Raw genomic sequence first — 16,012 nt, forward strand, 5'->3', positions numbered from 1 at the left:
CAGGGAGTGACCCACCTAGGCTGGTCTGGTGAACGCCCCCCTCCGCAACGGCCCGGCCTCCTTCGGCTTCGACGGCCTCGCCCCCTGGCTGCTGACGCTCCCTCCGTCCCTCGGCCCCGTCCGCCTGGTCGCCGTCGACGGACACGCGGGGTCCGGGAAGACCACCTTCAGCGCACGCCTCGCGGCAGCACTCGGCGGTGCGCCCGTACTGCATCTGGATGACGTCGCGACGCACGAGGAGCTGTTCGAGTGGACCGGGCGGCTGCACGAGCAGGTGCTCGCCCCTCTCGGCCGCGGGGAGACGGCGCGCTTCCGCGCGTACGACTGGGTGGCCCGCCGGTTCGCCGACGCGCGGGAGATCGGGCCGGAGCCGGTCGTGCTCGTGGAGGGGGTCGGGGCGGGGCGCCGCGCGCTGCGGCCTCATCTCTCGTGTCTGCTGTGGATGGAGTTGCCTCATGAGCATTCCTGGGAAAGGGGTCAACTCCGTGACGGCGCAGAGCTGTCCGATTTCTGGGACGGCTGGATGCGAGCGGAGCGCGAACATTTCGCCGCCGACCCGACGCGCCCGTACGCAGAACTGCTGATTCTTCAGCGCGGCGGGGGGTACGAGGTGCTGCCGGGGCCGTGCAGGACGGCCATACCCCCCTCCTGACGACCCTGATCATCACACTCCGTGATCGACCATGGGCGGTCCGGCCGGTCTCGCCGTCCGATCCCCGCCGACTGCGCCAACTACGCTTGACCGACGGGGCGTACAGGACTTACGTTCTCATTGTGCGGCCGGTGCAGGCCGCCTGCGGACGCGAAGCCCCCGGTTGTTCCCCCGTGATCGGGGGCTTCGTACCACCCCGCTCTTCTCCTTTTGGGCGCTTTGCTCCGCCGCATTCCTCACCCTGGGTGACCATCCCCCGGAGCGGACCGCCGGCCGCCGGGGATCGCTTTTCCGCCGCGAACGGCGGTGCGGCACCCTTCGGCCCGGACCAACGGCGCAGGTACGATGCGACTCGGTGCACCTATCGGCGGGTGCACTGGCACACACTGGTCAACTCCCGTCCACAGCACAGCGGTTCGGCAAGGCGCGCCTGGCACTCGCCGGGCAGCACGCTACGGGGGCACGGTTTGTGGGGGACGTGATGGATTTCGGCATGCAGGGCCCACCCGCCCCGGCCGATCTCGCCTGGCTGCGCGCCGTCGACGCCTACACCATGGGCGCGTACGCACAGGCCGAGGAGGAGTTCCGGGCGGCGGTCCGGGTGGACCCCGGCATGGCCGACGCATGGCTGGGCCTGCACGCGCTGCGCGCGGACACCACCACCGCGCTGCTGCGCATGTACCGCCACCGGGACCGCTTCGGCGAGCAGCGCACGCGCCACCGGCGCACCCTCAACTCCTGGTACTGGCTGGGCTGGTGGGTCCAGCCCGTCCTGGAGACCGGCCGGGACCTGCTGCTCGCGCACGCCTCGCACTGGCTCGACGGCCGTCACGTCCCCGAGCTGGACCGCGCCCTGGCCGGCTGCCCGCCCGTCGAGACCGACCCTCAGGCCCGCTTCCTGCACGCCTGCCGCGCCTACCTCGTCAAGGACTGGGAGCAGCTCGTCCGGCACACCGAGCCGCTGCTGGAGGATCCCCTGCTCGGCATCGAGGCCGGGCTGTTCGGCGGCATGGCCCGGGTGCGGCTGGAGATGTACGGGCAGGCCGAGCCGCTGCTGGCCGCGGCGCTGATGCGCTGCCGCAGCGAGCAGCCCCAGCGCAAGGAGCTGCGCTACTGGCTCGCGCGCGCCCACGAGGGCACCGGCCGCAGCGCCGCCGCGCTCCCCCTCTACCGCGCCGTGCACCGCGTCGACCCGTCCTTCATGGACACCTCCGCCCGGCTCACCGCCATCGCCGACGGCGACGGCCTCGACGACGGCCTGGGCCTCGCCCCGGTGCCGCTCGGCGGGCCCGGCGAGGAGCCGGCAGGCACGCCCCCGCCCGCCGCCTGCGCCGATGCACCCGCGGCCGCCCCGGACGTCCTCGACACCCTCGACGGCCGGGATGTGCTGACCGGCACCGATCCCGAGCCCGCCGGCACCCTGCAGACGGACACCGACACCGGGCCCGACGACGTCCGCCGCAAGGTCCGCGTCCCCGCCCAGTCCACCGGCAAGCCCCTGCCCGGCCCCTCCGACCCCGTCCTGCTGGCCAAGGCCCTCGCGGAGCTGGAGCGGATGGTCGGCCTCGAACCCGTCAAACGGCAGGTGCGGGCGCTCTCCGCCCAGCTGCACATGGCCCGGCTGCGGGCCGGCCAGGGCCTGCCCGTACAGCCCCCCAAGCGCCACTTCGTCTTCTCCGGCCCCTCGGGCACCGGCAAGACCACCGTCGCCCGGATCCTCGGCCGGGTCTTCTACGCCCTCGGGCTGCTCGGCGGCGACCATCTGGTCGAGGCCCAGCGCGCCGATCTGGTCGGCGAATTCCTGGGCCAGACGGCCGTGAAGGCCAATGAGCTGATCGACTCCGCGCTCGGCGGGGTGCTCTTCGTCGACGAGGCCTACAGCCTCTCCAACTCCGGCTACTCCAAGGGCGACGCCTACGGGGACGAGGCCCTGCAGGTGCTGCTCAAACGCGCGGAGGACAACCGCGACCGGCTCGTGGTGATCCTCGCCGGCTATCCCGAGGGCATGGACCGGCTGCTGGCCACCAACCCCGGCCTCGGCTCCCGCTTCACCACACGCGTCGACTTCCCCAGTTACCGCCCCTCCGAACTCACCAGCATCGGCGAGGTGCTGGCCGCAGAGAACGGCGACAGCTGGGACGAGGAGGCGCTGGAGGAGCTGCGCAGCATCAGCGCCCACGTCGTCGCGCAGGGCTGGATCGACGAGCTGGGCAACGGCCGTTTCCTGCGCACCCTGTACGAGAAGAGCTGCGCGTACCGCGATCTGCGGCTGTCCGGCTACCCCGGCACCCCGACCCGCGACGACCTGGCGACGCTGCGCCTGCCGGATCTGATGCAGGCCTACGGGGAGGTGCTGGCGGGGCCGGGCTGGGGCGCCCGGCGCGACGGCTCGCGCGATCCGCAGGACCCGTCAACGTAACGGCTTCGGCCGCCTCGCATTCCGCCGGAACGGCCTTACCCCGCGCCCTTCTCCCCCGCGGCAGCGGACCCGGCAGCGGACTCCGCCTCGGCGTCGTAGCTGCTCGTCCCCTCGTCCAGCAGGGGTTCCTGCGTCTTGAGGTGGGCCGGGGCCAGGGCGCGCAGGACGTGGTAGCCGGAGAGGACCACGATCGTGCCCAGGGCGATGCCGCTGAGCTCGAAGTTCTGACTGATCTTCAGGCTGACGCCGCCGATGCCGATGATGACGCCCGCGGCGACGGGCACGAGGTTCAGCGGGTTGCGCAGGTCGACCTTGTTGTGGACCCAGATCTGCGCGCCGAGCAGGCCGATCATGCCGTAGAGGATGACGGTGATGCCGCCCAGCACGCCTCCGGGGATCGCGGCGACGACGGCGCCGAACTTCGGGCAGACGCCGAAGAGAAGGGCGAAGCCGGCCGCGGCCCAGTAGGCGGCGGTGGAGTAGACGCGGGTGGCCGCCATGACGCCGATGTTCTCGGAGTAGGTGGTGTTGGCGGGGCCGCCGACGGCGGTGGAGAGCATCGTCGCCACGCCGTCCGCGGAGATCGCGGTGCCCAGCTGGTCGTCCAGCCGGTCACCGGTCATCTCGCCGACGGCCTTGACGTGACCCGCGTTCTCGGCGATCAGCGCGATGACGACCGGCAGCGCCACCAGGGCCGCGGACCAGCCGAAACTCGGGGCGTGCAGCGAGGGCAGGCCGATCCAGTCGGCCTTGGAGACCCCGGACAGGTCCAGGCGCCAGTGGTCGACGGCCTCGGGGCCGCCGTTCACCGAGTGGATCTTGCCGAAGAGGCGGTCGAAGAGCCACGAGATCGCGTAGCCGAAGACCAGGCCGAGGAAGATCGCGACGCGCGACCAGAAGCCGCGCAGGCACACCACCGCCAGGCCGGTGAAGAGCATCGTCAGCAGCGCCGTCCACTGGTCCTGCGGCCAGTACGTCCGGGCCGTGACCGGCGCGAGGTTGAAGCCGATCAGCATGACCACGGCACCGGTGACCACCGGCGGCATCGCCGCGTGGATGATCTTCGCGCCGAACTTCTGTACGACCAGGCCGCTCAGCAGGAGGGCCGCGCCGACCACGAAGATCGCGCCGGTGACGGCCGCACTGCCGCCGCCCTGCGCCCGGATGATCGCGGCGACGCCGACGAAGGAGAGGCTGCAGCCCAGGTAGCTGGGCACCCGGCCGCGCGTCGCGAGGAGGAACAGGATCGTGGCGACGCCCGACATCATGATCGCCAGGTTGGGGTCCAGGCCCATGAGGACCGGGGCCACGAAGGACGCGCCGAACATGGCGACCACGTGCTGCGCGCCGAGGCCGGCGGTCCGCGGCCACGAGAGCCGCTCGTCGGGCCGGACGACGGCCCCAGGGGCGGGGGTGCGCCCGTCACCGTGCAGGGTCCAGCGCACGCCGAGGCCCATGGAAGCTCCCGAAAGGTCGTGTGGGGGGTGATGATCCGGTTCATGCTAAGCCGGACCGGGCGGTGCTCCGGTCCACCCGCCGCCGTCCGCCCGCTCCACCCGGCGGCGTCCAGCGCTCCACCCGGCGGCGTCCGCCGTCGCCGGGATTTTGCTGCAACCGGCGCAATTGGTCGCCCGTAGGACTGTATGACCGTCTTCTCATGCTGTTCTCCGCCATGAGCACGGTATCGGTGCCATTGTCCGATTCCTGCAACTCAGGAGACACATATGCGTAAGCTCGCCGGCCGCGCCGCGGCCGCTGCCATCATCGCCGCAGTCGCGATCGTCCCGGCCGCCGGAGTGGCCCAGGCCGCCCCCGCCACGCCGGCGGTCGCCTTCCACGACGACGATCACGACCGCGACGGCCGCGACCACGGCCGCGACCACGACCACGGTCGCGACCACGACCACGGCCGCGACCACCACCACGGCGGCTGGGGCGGCCACGACCACGGTGGCTGGGGCCACCACGACCGCGACTGCGACCACGGCTGGGGCGGCGGCTGGGACGACTGGGGCTGGGGCGGCGGCTGGGGTGGCGGCTGGGGCGGCCACCGCGGCGGCCACGGCGGCCACGGCGGCTGGGACGACTGCCACAGCAGCTGCGGCTGGGGCGGCCACCACGGCGGCTGGGGCGGCTGGGGCGGCGGCTGGGGCGGCATCCTCGGCGGCATCCTCTAACCGCACCTGCTCCTCATCACCACGGCGCGGGCCGTGGCGGCGGACCTCATCGGTCCGTCGCCCGGCCCGTCCGGATTTCCCTCCCCGGCCCCGGGGTCCGGAGCCCCGCGATCCGGGGTTCCGGACCCCGGGGCCGGGTCGTTCACCTGGCTTCCGACCGTTCCCCCGGCGCCTTCTCCTTCGCCGCCGCCGTGCGCTCTTCAGCCCCGGCCCGCAGCACGCCCGCCCCGGCCACCAGCCCCGCCGCCAGGACCGTGACCAGGCCGAACGACGTCACCAGCGAACCGGCGTCCGCGATCTGGCCGATGGCGGCCGGAGCCACGAGCCCCGAGGTGTACGTGATCGTCGCGACGCCCGCGATCGACCGGCTCGGCGCGGGCCCGCTGCGCCCCGCCGCCGCGAAGGCCAGCGGGACCACGACGGCGATGCCCACACCGATCAGCGCGAACCCGGCGACGGCGGACGGCGCACCCGGGGCCGTCACCACCAGTACCCCGCCCGCCGTGGCCAGGACCCCGCTCACGCGCACGGTCCGTACGGGGCCGAAGCGCCGCACGACCGGGTCGCCGGCGAAACGGGCCAGGGCCATCGTGCAGGAGAACGCCGTGGTGCAGGCGGCGGCGACGCCGGGGTCGGAGCCGATGACGTCCCGGAGGTAGACGGCCGACCAGTCCAGGCTCGCGCCCTCGGCGAAGACCGCGCAGAAGCCCACCGCGCCGATGACGAGCGCCGACCGGGGCGGCAGGGCGAACCGGGGCGGCGGGTGCTCGCCGGCGGCGGTGCGCAGGTCGAGCACCCGGTGACAGGCCACCGAGCCGAGCACGGCCAGCACCGCGGCCGCGATGCCCAGGTGGATGCGGGCGTCGAGGTCCGCGTGCGCGGCGGCCGCGCCGGCCGCGGACCCCACGAGCGCGCCCGCGCTCCACATGCCGTGCAGGCCCGACATGATCGAGCGGCCCAGCCGCTCCTCGGTCTCCACCCCGAGCGCGTTCATGGCGACGTCCGCCATGCCGGACGCCGCCCCGTAGACGGCCAGCGCCCCGCAGAGCGCCGGCAGCCCCGGCGAGAGCGCGGGCAGGGCCACGGAGGCGCACCACAGGGCGATCAGCCCGCGCAGCGCGGCGCGGGAGCCGAAGCGGTGGCTGATGCGGCCCGCGAGCGGCATGGCGCACGAGGACCCGACGGCGGGGAGGACGAGCGCGAGGCCCAGCTCGCCGGAGCTGAGGTCCAAGTGGCTCTGGATCCAGGGGATACGGGTGGCGAAGCTGCCGGTGACCGCGCCGTGGACGGCGAACACCGCGGCCACGGCGAACCGTGCGCGGCGCAGCCGGCCGTCAGCGCGGTCCGTGGTCCCGCCGCCGGTTCCGTCGCCGGTTCCGTCTCGGGCGTCCATGGCGCCTCATCCTCCCGGACAGGGCCCGCGCGGGTCGACCCCGGCGCGGGTCCCGTCACGGGCCCGGCAGCAGACCCCGTTCGAGCCCCGTCACGGCCTGCGGCGCGGGCTCAGCAGGCGCCCGCGTCCTGCCACACCCCCCACTCGCCGGTGGTGCCGGGCTCGTCGCCCTGGGTCCACCACCTGGCCTTCCAGGAGTGGGACTTCCAGGCCACGGTGGCGCCGCCGTTGTAGACGGCCGCCTTGTCCCACTGCGGTGCGGTGCAGGTACCGCCGGTGGGCTTTCCCGTAGGGGTGCCCGTGGGCGTACCCGTCGGGGTCGGCGTGGGGCCGCCGGGGTCGACGACGGTCGTGCCGCGGGCCAGGTCGCCGGCGAGGGCGTACGTCTTCCCGCCGAAGCTCACGCTCCAGTTGGACGGGGTCGACACCGGCAGGTAGTAGACGAAGTCGAGGTCGGCGGAGGCGCCGGGCGCGAGCGGCTGGGAGGCGGGAAGCTTCACGGAGACCCGGTTGTAGTCGCCCTTGAGGCCGCCGATGTTGTCGGCGGCGGTGTGGTCGCTGCGGACGACCTTCAGCCCCCAGCCCGACTGGTCCTTGGCGTTCCCGGGCGCGGAATTGCCGTAGTCGAACTGGAATTCCGTGCCGCCGGGGAGGGCGGCCTTGGTCCGGTTGGTGATGTGGATCTTCGGGTTGATCGGGTAGTTGCTGTCGCCGAGCGGGAAGTTCGTGAAGCTCACGTCCACGTCGAGGACCTGGGCGGGCAGTTCGGTGGTCGCACGGCGGGCGCCGTAGGCGGGGGCGGCCTTGAACGCGTCGTACATCGCGGTGGTGAGGGTGGTGCCCGGTTCGTACTGCCCCTTGGCGGCGTTCCAGCCGTAGTCGCCGGCGAGTTCCCAGACCATGGTCCCGCCGAGGCCCTTGTCGACCACGTACTGGGCCTTGGCCTTCACCGACTGCTCGTCCTCGGTGGACAGGAAGACCTTCTTCTCCGCGTTCCACAGCCACGGCGCTGTCAGGCCCGTGTCGTAATTGCGGGCGTAGGTGCCGGTGAGCTTGGTGCCGGCCGGGAAGCCGTACTTCCCGGCGTAGTCCCCGACGACGCCCTTCTCCAGGTTCTTGGCGTGCCACATCGGGTTGGAGCCGGCCGGGGACTCCTTGCCGTCGTCGTCCTTGTCATGCCAGAGGTTGTCGATGCCGACGGCGCCGTCGCCGCAGGTGGTGAGGCCGGAGCCGGCCGGGCAGGAGGTGGTCTTCGCCGTGCCCCACAGGCCGTTCGTGCCACCGGTGACGTTCTTCCAGCCGCGCGTGTAGTAGGGCAGGCCGAGGTTGATCCGGCCCGCGGGCATCGAGCCGCGGAAGTAGTGGTAGGCCCAGTCGCCGTTGAGGTAGCCGATTCCGCCGTACTGGGCGGTGGTGTAGACGCCCCACTTGGCGAGCTCGGCGTCCTTTCCGTCGTCGTAGAGCGCGGCATTGGGCCCGACGAATTCGTTCCACGCGCCGTGCAGGTCGTACGACATCACATTGACGTAGTCCAGGTACTTCGTGGTCTGGTACGTCTCCATGCCGCGCAGCAGATATCCGGAGGAGGGTGCGGCGACGGAGAGGAGGTAGTGCTTTCCGTCCGCCGCCCCGGCCCGGTCGAGCTTTTCGCGGAGCGTCTTCATCAGTGCCGCGTAGCCCTTGTTCAGGCCGCCGCGCCGGGCATTGGCGAGCGCCCAGTCCTTGGGGTTTCCGGCGTCCTTCATCGACGTCGGGTATTCGTAGTCGATGTCGACGCCGTTGAATCCGTACTTCTTGACGAAGGCGACGGCCGAGTCGGCGAAGGTGTCGATTCCGGCCTGGTTGACCGAGCCGTCGGCGTTGGTCGCCGTCTTGTAGAAGCCGCCGGAGTCGACGCGCTTGCCGTTCTCGTCGATGTAGCCGCCGGTCTCGGCCCAGCCGCCCACCGAGATGAGGGTCTTCACCTGGGGGTGCTGCTTCTTGTACTTGTTCAGCAGGTTGAAGTGGCCCTTGTAGGGCAGGTCCGGGTCCATCTCGGCGCCCGCGACGCCCGGCCAGGTCATGCCGGTCGCGGGGTTGTCCGCACCGTCCGCGCCGACGGAGATCTTGTCGTCGGGGCCGACGTGTGCGAAGGCGTAGTTGAGGTGGGTGACCTTGTCCCAGGGGATGTCCGGGGCGAGGTAGGCGGGGGTGCCGTCCTTGCCGGTGCGCCAGCCCGTGAAGTAGCCGATGACGCGGCGCTGGTGGTCGGCGCCCATCTTCTCGCGGCCGGCGGAGTCGTAGACGGAGCAGTACGGGACGTCGGTCCCGGGGGTGGTGTAGAGGCCGTCGGGGCGGCAGGCGGCCTGGTCCTCGGCATGCGACGCGGTCGCCGAGACCGTGCCGATCAGCAGTCCGGCCAGGGCGGTGCCGACGGCGGCGACGGTGATCCCGCGGCGGGCGCGGGAGCCGGTACAGGATCTTTCCCGGCGCTCCCGGTTCTCTCGGAACAACACGATCAGGTCCTCCAGGTGGGGTGCCCGGCGGGGCCGGGCGGGCGGGGGGTGAGCGTCGTGCTGTGGCCCGCCGGTGTGCGCACACCGGCGGGCCGTACTCCTCGGAGGTGTGGCAGAGGTTAAGAGGACTAGACCAGTGCGTCAATAGGTACGGACCAAGTCCGGAAACCGGAGCCGGACGCTCCCCCGCGACCCCCTGTTCGCCTTGTCCCGACCGGGGTCTAGTGCGTCACATCGCCGTGGACACCGCGCCGCCGCCCGGCGTACGCTCGGTCCCGTCGACCAGCGGTTTTAAGAAGCCGCAGGCCGTACGCATGTAGCATGACCTGAAATTCAGAAAACGCAGCGCACTCCGGGGTCGGTGAAAGTCCGAACCGGCGGTTACAGTCCGCGACCCGTCCGCAGCCAGCGGCCGGTTGACCAGGTGAAATTCCTGGACCGACGGTTAAAGTCCGGATGGGAGGCAGTGCGCGGCGGGTATGCATCGGCACACCGTCGCAGGTGGTCCGCCCTCACCGGGCGGCCCTTCCCGCACGGCCCCGCAAGGGCCGTGGTGTCCCCCGTTGCGGCGTACCCGCTTCTTTCGTCGTCCCGTACGACAGCCCCGGAGTCCGTGCCCGAAGAGGCAGGAGGACCCGGTGGCCACCGCGACCGAAGCAGACGCGATGCGACGCGCCATTGCGCTCGCCGCTCGCGCCCTTGGCGCGACGAGCCCCAACCCCGTCGTCGGCTGCGTCATCCTCGACCCGCAGGGCACCGCCCTCGGCGAGGGATGGCACCGCCGCGCCGGCGGGCCGCACGCCGAGGTCGAAGCCCTCGCCGCGGCCTCCGCCGCCGGTCACGACGTGCGCGGCGCCACCGCCGTCGTCACCCTCGAACCCTGCAACCACACCGGCCGCACGGGCCCCTGCGCCCAGGCCCTGATCACCGCCGGCATCGCCCGGGTCGTCTACGCCGTCGCCGACCCCACCGACGATGCCACCGGCGGCGCGGCCACCCTGGCCGCCGCGGGCGTCGACACCGAGGGCGGCCTCCTCGCCGACGAGGCCGCCGCCGGCAACGCCGCCTGGCTCACCTCGGTGCTGCACGGGCGCCCCTTCGTGCTGTGGAAGTACGCCGCCACGCTCGACGGGCGCAGCGCCGCCGCCGACGGCACCAGCCGCTGGATCACCTCCGCGGACTCCCGCGCCGACGTCCACCGGCTGCGCGCCGAGGCCGACGCCGTCGTGGTCGGCTCGGGCACCTTGCGCGCCGACGACCCGCACCTGGCCGTGCGGGACCACGAAGACGCCGTACAGCCGCTGCGCGTCGTCGTCGACACGCACGCCTCGGTCACCCCCGGCGCCCGCGTCCTGGACGACGCGGCACCGACCCTGATCGCCGTCGGCGAGCACGCCGACACCACCCACCTGCCCGGCGTCGACGTCGTGCGCCTGCCCCGCGCCGGGGCCGACGGCGGCGGGCACGGCGGCCTCGACGTACACGCCCTGCTCGGCGAGCTCCACGCGCGCGGCGTCCGCTCCGTACTGCTCGAAGGCGGCCCCGCCCTCGCCGGCTCGTTCATCTCCGCCGGTGCCGTCGACCGCGTCGTCGGCTATCTGGCCCCCGCCCTGCTCGGTGCCGGACCTGCCGCCCTCGGCGACGCCGGCATCGGCACCATCGCCCGGGCCCTGCGCCTTGAGGTGACCGACGTCGCCCGGCTCGGCCCCGACCTGCGGATCACCGCAGTCCCCACCGCTTCCGCCACCGCCCCTGAGGAGAACTGACAGTGTTCACCGGAATCGTCGAAGAACTGGGCGAGGTCGTCTCCGTCGAGAACCTCGGCGACAGCTCCCTCTTCCGGCTCCGCGGCCCGATCGTCACCCAGGATGCCAAGCACGGCGACTCCATCGCCGTCAACGGCGTCTGCCTCACCGTCGTGGAGACCGCCGACGGCGAGTTCACCGCGGACGTGATGGCCGAGTCCCTCAAGCGCTCCAGCCTGGGCTCCCTCGTCTCCGGGTCGCGCGTCAACCTCGAACGCCCCATGGCCCTCGGCGGACGCCTCGGCGGCCACCTCGTCCAGGGCCACGTCGACGGCACCGGCACCGTGCTGGAGCGGATCCCCGGCGAGCACTGGGAGATCGTGAAGATCGGCCTGCCGGCCGGGCTCTCCCGCTACGTGGTCGACAAGGGCTCCATCACCGTCGACGGCATCAGCCTGACCGTGGTCGAGGCCGGCGACGACTTCTTCACCGTCAGCCTCATCCCCACCACCCTCGAACTGACGACGCTCGGCATCAAGCAGCCCGGCGACCTCGTCAACCTGGAGGTGGACGTCCTCGCCAAGTACGTGGAGCGGCTGCTCGGCACGCCCGCCCGTATCTCCGGGGAGACCGTCGCATGAGCGCTCTCGACTGGCTGGGCGGCGAGGCGTTCGGCGTCTTCGGGCAGCACGTCATCTGGTCCGACGCGATCGGCAACACCATCGGCCTCGCCGCGCTCGCCCTCGGCTGGCGGCGCTCCATATGGACCTGGCCCGTCCAGTTCCTCTCCGGCGTCATCCTCGTCGCCGCGTACGCCTCGGCCCACCTCAGCGGCGGCGTCGGCAAGCAGCTCCTCGTGATCGGCGTCGCCCTGTGGGGCTGGCGGCAGTGGCACCGCGGCAGGCGGCAGGCCCAGGACGGCTCCATCGCCGTCCGCTTCGCCGGCTGGCGCGAGCGCACGGTGCTGCTGGCCGGCACGGCGCTGGGCACGCTGGCCGTCGGCGCCCTGTTCACCGCCGTGCCGGAGCTGTCCTGGAACCCCTGGCCCGACGCCTACATCTTCGTCGGCACGCTCGCCGCGATGGTGGCCCAGGCCCGCGGGCTGGTCGAGTTCTGGGTGGCCTGGCTGCTGGTCGACGTCGTGGGCGTCCCGCTCGCGTTCAGCAGCGGCCTCGCCTTCTCCGGCCTCGTCTACGTCATCTACTTCGCCCTGGTCCTGTGGGGCATGCGCGACTGGTGGCTGCGCTCCCGCGAGAGCGTGAAGCCCGCACTGGAAGGAGCAGCAGCATGACCGTTCTGGACACGGAGAACTGGCCGATGGCGGGTGAGGCCGGGGAGTTCGCCCTCGACTCCGTCGAGCGCGCCATCGCCGACATCGCCGCCGGCCGACCGGTCGTCGTCGTGGACGACGAGAGCCGCGAGAACGAGGGTGACCTCGTCGTGGCCGCGGAGAAGGTCACCACCGAGATCGTCGCCTTCATGATGAGCGAGTGCCGCGGGCTGATCTGCGTCCCGCTGGAGGAGGACGACGTCTCCCGGCTCGACCTGCCGCAGATGGTCGCGGACAACACCGAGTCCATGCGCACGGCCTTCACCGTCTCCGTCGACGCCTCCCACGCGCACGGCACCGACACCGGCATCTCCGCCGCGGACCGCGCCGTCACCATCCGCCTGCTCGCCGATCCGGCCGCCGTCCCCGGCGACTTCGTCCGGCCCGGCCACGTCTTCCCGCTGCGCGCCAAGCCCGGCGGCGTCCTCGCCCGCAACGGCCACACCGAGGCCGGCACCGACCTCGCCCGGCTCGCCGGGCTGCGCCCCGCCGCCGCGATCGTGGAGATCGCCGGCGAGGACGGCGCGATGCTGCGGCTGCCCGAGCTGATCCCCTTCGCCCGCAAGCACGGCCTCGCGATCATCTCCATCGAGGACCTGATCGCCTACCGCCGGGCGGCGGAGGCCACGGAGGCCGCAGTTCCGCAGGCCTCCGCGGCCCCGGGCGTCCGCCGCGAGGCGGTCACCCGGCTGCCCACCGCCTCCGGCGAATTCCGCGCCCACGGCTATCGCTCGACCGCCGACGGCGTCGAGCACATCGCCCTGGTGGCCGGTGACCTCGGTGACGGCGAGGACGTGCTGGTGCGGGTCCACTCCGAATGCCTCACGGGCGACGTGTTCGGCTCGCTGCGCTGCGACTGCGGCCCGCAGCTGCAGGCGTCCATGGAGCGCATCGCCGCCGAGGGCGGCGTCGTCCTCTACCTGCGCGGGCACGAAGGCCGCGGCATCGGTCTGCTGCCGAAGCTGCGCGCCTACGAGCTGCAGGAGGACGGCCGCGACACGCTCGACGCCAACCTCGAACTGGGCCTGCCCGCGGACGGCCGGGACTACGCGGCCGGCGCGGAGATCCTCGCCGACCTGGGGGTCCGCTCGCTGCGGCTGATGACCAACAACCCCGACAAGAGCACGGCCCTGGTCCGCCACGGGCTGAAGGTCACCGGCCGCGAGCCCGTGCCCGTGCAGGCCGGGGAGCACAATCTGCGGTACCTGCGCACGAAGCGGGACCGCATGGGCCACGACCTGCCCTGGCTGGACGGCGCGCACGTGGCCGCCTGCGACAACCAGTAGACGAATCAGCCAGTAGACGAATCAGCCAGTACACGCATCACCAGTAAACGCATCAGCATCACACCGAACGAGGAGAGTGGAACGTGAGCGGCAAGGGCGCCCCCGAGCTGAGTGTGAAGAACTGCCAGGACCTGCGGGTGGCCGTGATCGCCGCGCAGTGGCACGAGAAGGTCATGGACGGCCTGGTCGACGGCGCCCTGCGCGCGCTGCACGACCTCGGCATCGACGAGCCCACCGTGCTGCGTGTGCCCGGCAGCTGGGAGCTGCCCGTCGCCGCCAAGGTCCTCGCCGGCCGCGGCTACGACGCGATCGTCGCCCTCGGCGTCGTCATCCGCGGCGGCACCCCGCACTTCGACTACGTGTGCCAGGGCGTCACCCAGGGCCTCACCCAGGTGGCCGTCGGCACCGGCGTCCCCGTCGGCTTCGGCGTCCTCACCTGTGACGACGACGCCCAGGCCCTGGACCGGGCCGGCCTTGAGGGTTCGAACGAGGACAAGGGCCACGAGGCCGTCACCGCCGCCGTCGCCACGGCGGTACTTCTGCGCTCGGTGTCCGAGCCCTGGCACTGACAGCGGGGGCGGACCCCGTAGGGTAGGACGCACCATGTCCAAGAAGACGTTCGAGGAGCTGTTCGCAGAGCTCCAGCAGAAGGCCGACGGCGACCCCGCCACCTCCCGCACCGCAGAGCTGGTGGGCAAGGGCGTCCATGCCATCGGCAAGAAGGTGGTCGAGGAGGCCGCCGAGGTGTGGATGGCCGCCGAGTACGAGGGCGCCGACGCCACCGCCGAGGAGATCTCCCAGCTGCTGTACCACGTTCAGGTGATGATGGTCGCCCGCGGGATCTCCCTGGACGACGTCTACTCCCACCTCTGACCCCGCCGGCACCGGCCCCCGGTGCCATCGCAGTTCCTCCCTACATCCGCACATCCCCACGCACGAAGGAAACCGACCTCATGCTGCGCATCGCCGTTCCCAACAAGGGTTCTCTCTCCGAGCCTGCGTCGGCGATGCTCCATGAGGCCGGCTACCGCCAGCGCAAGGACCGCAGGGAGCTCGTCCTCGTCGACTCGGCCAACGACGTCGAGTTCTTCTTCCTCCGCCCGCGCGACATCGCCGTCTACGTGGGCTCCGGCAAGCTCGACATCGGCATCACCGGCCGCGACCTGCTGCTGGACTCCGGCTCGCAGGCCGAGGAGATCATGCAGCTCGGCTTCGCCGGCTCCACCTTCCGCTACGCCACCCGGCCGGGCACGGCCAGGGACGTCAGCGAGTTCGGCGGCATGACCGTCGCCACCTCCTTCTCCGGCCTGGTCACCAAGCACCTCGCCGACAACGGCGTCGACGCCGCCGTCGTCCACCTCGACGGCGCGGTCGAGACCGCCATCCAGCTCGGCGTCGCCGAGATCATCGCGGACGTGGTCGAGACCGGCACCACCCTGCGCAACGCCGGCCTGGAGATCATCGGCGAGCCGATCCTGAAGTCCGAGGCCGTCGTCATCCGCCGCTCCGGCGCCCCCGCCGACGACCCCAAGGTGCAGCAGTTCCTCCGCCGGATGCAGGGCGTCCTCGTCGCCCGCCGGTACGTGATGATGGACTACGACATCCGGGTGGAGCACGTCGAGCGCGCCGTCGCCCTCACCCCCGGCCTGGAGTCGCCGACCGTCTCCCCCCTGCACCACGAGGGCTGGGTCGCGGTCCGCTCGATGGTCCCCTCCAGCGACGCCCAGAGCATCATGGACGAGCTGTACGAGCTGGGTGCCCGCGCCATCCTCACCACCAACATCCACGCCTGCCGCCTCTGACCGGCCCGGCCCCTCCACCCAGCGAGAGCACCAGAGAGCACCAGCGACGTGTCCACGCCCGCATCCCCGTCCGGCCTGCCCGGGCTCCCGGTCACCTTCCGCCCGACCCGCACCCGGATCGTGCTGATGAGCCTGGGCACGGCCCTGCTCGCCGTCCTCACGGCGGTGTCCTTCCTGCTCGACACGGCCACGGCCGGGGACCGGGCCTCCTTCATCGGCACCGGCCTGCTCGTCTTCGCCTTCCTCGGGCTGCTCAGCCGGCCCAAGGTGGTCGCCACCCGCGACGGCGTCACCGTGGTCAACCTGACCACGAAGCGTCAGCTGGCGTGGGCCCAGATCGTCCGGGTCACCCTGCGACCGGGCGACGCCTGGGTCCATCTGGACCTGGCCGACGGCACGAGCCTGCCGGCCATGGGCATCCAGCCCGGCATCGCCAAGGAGCAGGCCGTCGCCAACGCCCGGGCCCTGCGCGCCCTGGTGGAGGAGCACGGCACGGGGCACTCCGCCACCTGATCGCCTTCGTCCCGGGCCGGGTCCACGGCCGGGCGGCCCGCGTGTAACCGGGGTTCCTTGATTACTCTGGTGCCACGGGCACACCCATGCCCCGCCCCGCACGAGGAAACGGCCGTGAACAGCGCGGCCCGCGGGGCACCTGCGACCCGAGGAGTGACTCCCTCCGGCAATGGACGGATCGTCCTGTAGTACCCGCGCCG

14 protein-coding genes and 1 riboswitch are annotated in these 16,012 nt (G+C 72.4%); of the genes, 11 read left to right on the forward strand and 3 right to left on the reverse strand.

Features of this window, described 5'->3' with window-relative positions; all coding sequences use genetic code 11:
• Positions 1–28: 28 nt before the first annotated feature.
• Entirely contained in the window at positions 29–652 is a 624-nt protein-coding gene (locus IE241_RS28555) for a uridine kinase family protein (RefSeq protein ID WP_373300791.1), read from the forward strand.
• A 481-nt stretch (positions 653–1,133) separates the two neighbouring features.
• Positions 1,134–3,071 (forward strand): AAA family ATPase, encoded by a 1,938-nt coding sequence (locus IE241_RS28560; protein ID WP_190024741.1) that lies wholly within the window; start codon positions 1,134–1,136, stop codon positions 3,069–3,071.
• Positions 3,072–3,106: 35 nt separating this feature from the next.
• On the opposite strand, the gene IE241_RS28565 is transcribed toward IE241_RS28560, so the two are convergent.
• Positions 3,107–4,528 carry a uracil-xanthine permease family protein gene (locus IE241_RS28565; RefSeq protein WP_190024742.1) on the reverse strand — a complete coding sequence of 474 codons (1,422 nt, stop codon included), beginning with the start codon at positions 4,526–4,528 and terminating at the stop codon, positions 3,107–3,109.
• A 267-nt stretch (positions 4,529–4,795) separates the two neighbouring features.
• Here IE241_RS28565 and IE241_RS28570 point away from each other — a divergent pair, with 267 nt between their 5' ends.
• Positions 4,796–5,248, forward strand: a complete 453-nt coding sequence (locus IE241_RS28570; RefSeq protein ID WP_190024743.1) for a hypothetical protein — start codon at positions 4,796–4,798, stop codon at positions 5,246–5,248.
• Positions 5,249–5,390: 142 nt separating this feature from the next.
• Here the strand turns inward: IE241_RS28570 and IE241_RS28575 are convergent, their stop codons facing one another.
• Together IE241_RS28575 and IE241_RS28580 are read right to left on the reverse strand one after the other, a co-directional pair.
• Positions 5,391–6,641, reverse strand: coding sequence for an MFS transporter (locus IE241_RS28575; RefSeq protein WP_190024744.1), 1,251 nt, complete (start codon positions 6,639–6,641; stop codon positions 5,391–5,393).
• Between the two features lie 110 nt (positions 6,642–6,751).
• Positions 6,752–9,070, reverse strand: coding sequence for a chitinase C-terminal domain-containing protein (locus IE241_RS28580; protein ID WP_373300794.1), 2,319 nt, complete (start codon positions 9,068–9,070; stop codon positions 6,752–6,754).
• A 409-nt stretch (positions 9,071–9,479) separates the two neighbouring features.
• Positions 9,480–9,610, forward strand: a riboswitch (FMN riboswitch).
• Between the two features lie 164 nt (positions 9,611–9,774).
• Between IE241_RS28580 and ribD the strand changes: the two genes are divergently transcribed.
• From ribD to IE241_RS28620, 8 genes are all read left to right on the forward strand, one after another.
• Complete coding sequence (ribD, locus tag IE241_RS28585) at positions 9,775–10,902, forward strand: bifunctional diaminohydroxyphosphoribosylaminopyrimidine deaminase/5-amino-6-(5-phosphoribosylamino)uracil reductase RibD (protein WP_229899931.1); 1,128 nt, start codon at positions 9,775–9,777, stop codon at positions 10,900–10,902.
• Between the two features lie 2 nt (positions 10,903–10,904).
• Positions 10,905–11,522, forward strand: coding sequence for a riboflavin synthase (locus tag IE241_RS28590; RefSeq protein ID WP_190024745.1), 618 nt, complete (start codon positions 10,905–10,907; stop codon positions 11,520–11,522).
• The gene (locus tag IE241_RS28595; RefSeq protein ID WP_190024746.1) at positions 11,519–12,172 is read left to right on the forward strand and encodes a nicotinamide mononucleotide transporter family protein; all 654 of its coding nucleotides are present in this window, start codon (positions 11,519–11,521) and stop codon (positions 12,170–12,172) included. The genes IE241_RS28590 and IE241_RS28595 overlap by 4 nt, the downstream gene beginning before the upstream one ends.
• Positions 12,169–13,497, forward strand: a complete 1,329-nt coding sequence (locus tag IE241_RS28600) for a bifunctional 3,4-dihydroxy-2-butanone-4-phosphate synthase/GTP cyclohydrolase II (RefSeq protein WP_190024747.1) — start codon at positions 12,169–12,171, stop codon at positions 13,495–13,497. Before IE241_RS28595 ends, IE241_RS28600 begins: the two co-directional genes overlap by 4 nt.
• Before the next feature lie 83 nt (positions 13,498–13,580).
• Positions 13,581–14,066 carry a 6,7-dimethyl-8-ribityllumazine synthase gene (ribH, locus tag IE241_RS28605; RefSeq protein ID WP_190024748.1) on the forward strand — a complete coding sequence of 162 codons (486 nt, stop codon included), beginning with the start codon at positions 13,581–13,583 and terminating at the stop codon, positions 14,064–14,066.
• Between the two features lie 34 nt (positions 14,067–14,100).
• The gene (locus tag IE241_RS28610) at positions 14,101–14,370 is read left to right on the forward strand and encodes a phosphoribosyl-ATP diphosphatase (RefSeq protein ID WP_058047755.1); all 270 of its coding nucleotides are present in this window, start codon (positions 14,101–14,103) and stop codon (positions 14,368–14,370) included.
• A gap of 80 nt (positions 14,371–14,450) precedes the next feature.
• The gene (gene hisG / locus IE241_RS28615) at positions 14,451–15,299 is read left to right on the forward strand and encodes an ATP phosphoribosyltransferase (RefSeq protein WP_190024749.1); all 849 of its coding nucleotides are present in this window, start codon (positions 14,451–14,453) and stop codon (positions 15,297–15,299) included.
• A gap of 48 nt (positions 15,300–15,347) precedes the next feature.
• Positions 15,348–15,812 carry a PH domain-containing protein gene (locus IE241_RS28620; protein ID WP_229899933.1) on the forward strand — a complete coding sequence of 155 codons (465 nt, stop codon included), beginning with the start codon at positions 15,348–15,350 and terminating at the stop codon, positions 15,810–15,812.
• Positions 15,813–16,012 lie beyond the last annotated feature (200 nt).

Origin of the sequence: Streptomyces hiroshimensis (genome assembly GCF_014650335.1) — a bacterium.
GTDB lineage: Bacteria > Actinomycetota > Actinomycetes > Streptomycetales > Streptomycetaceae > Streptomyces > Streptomyces hiroshimensis.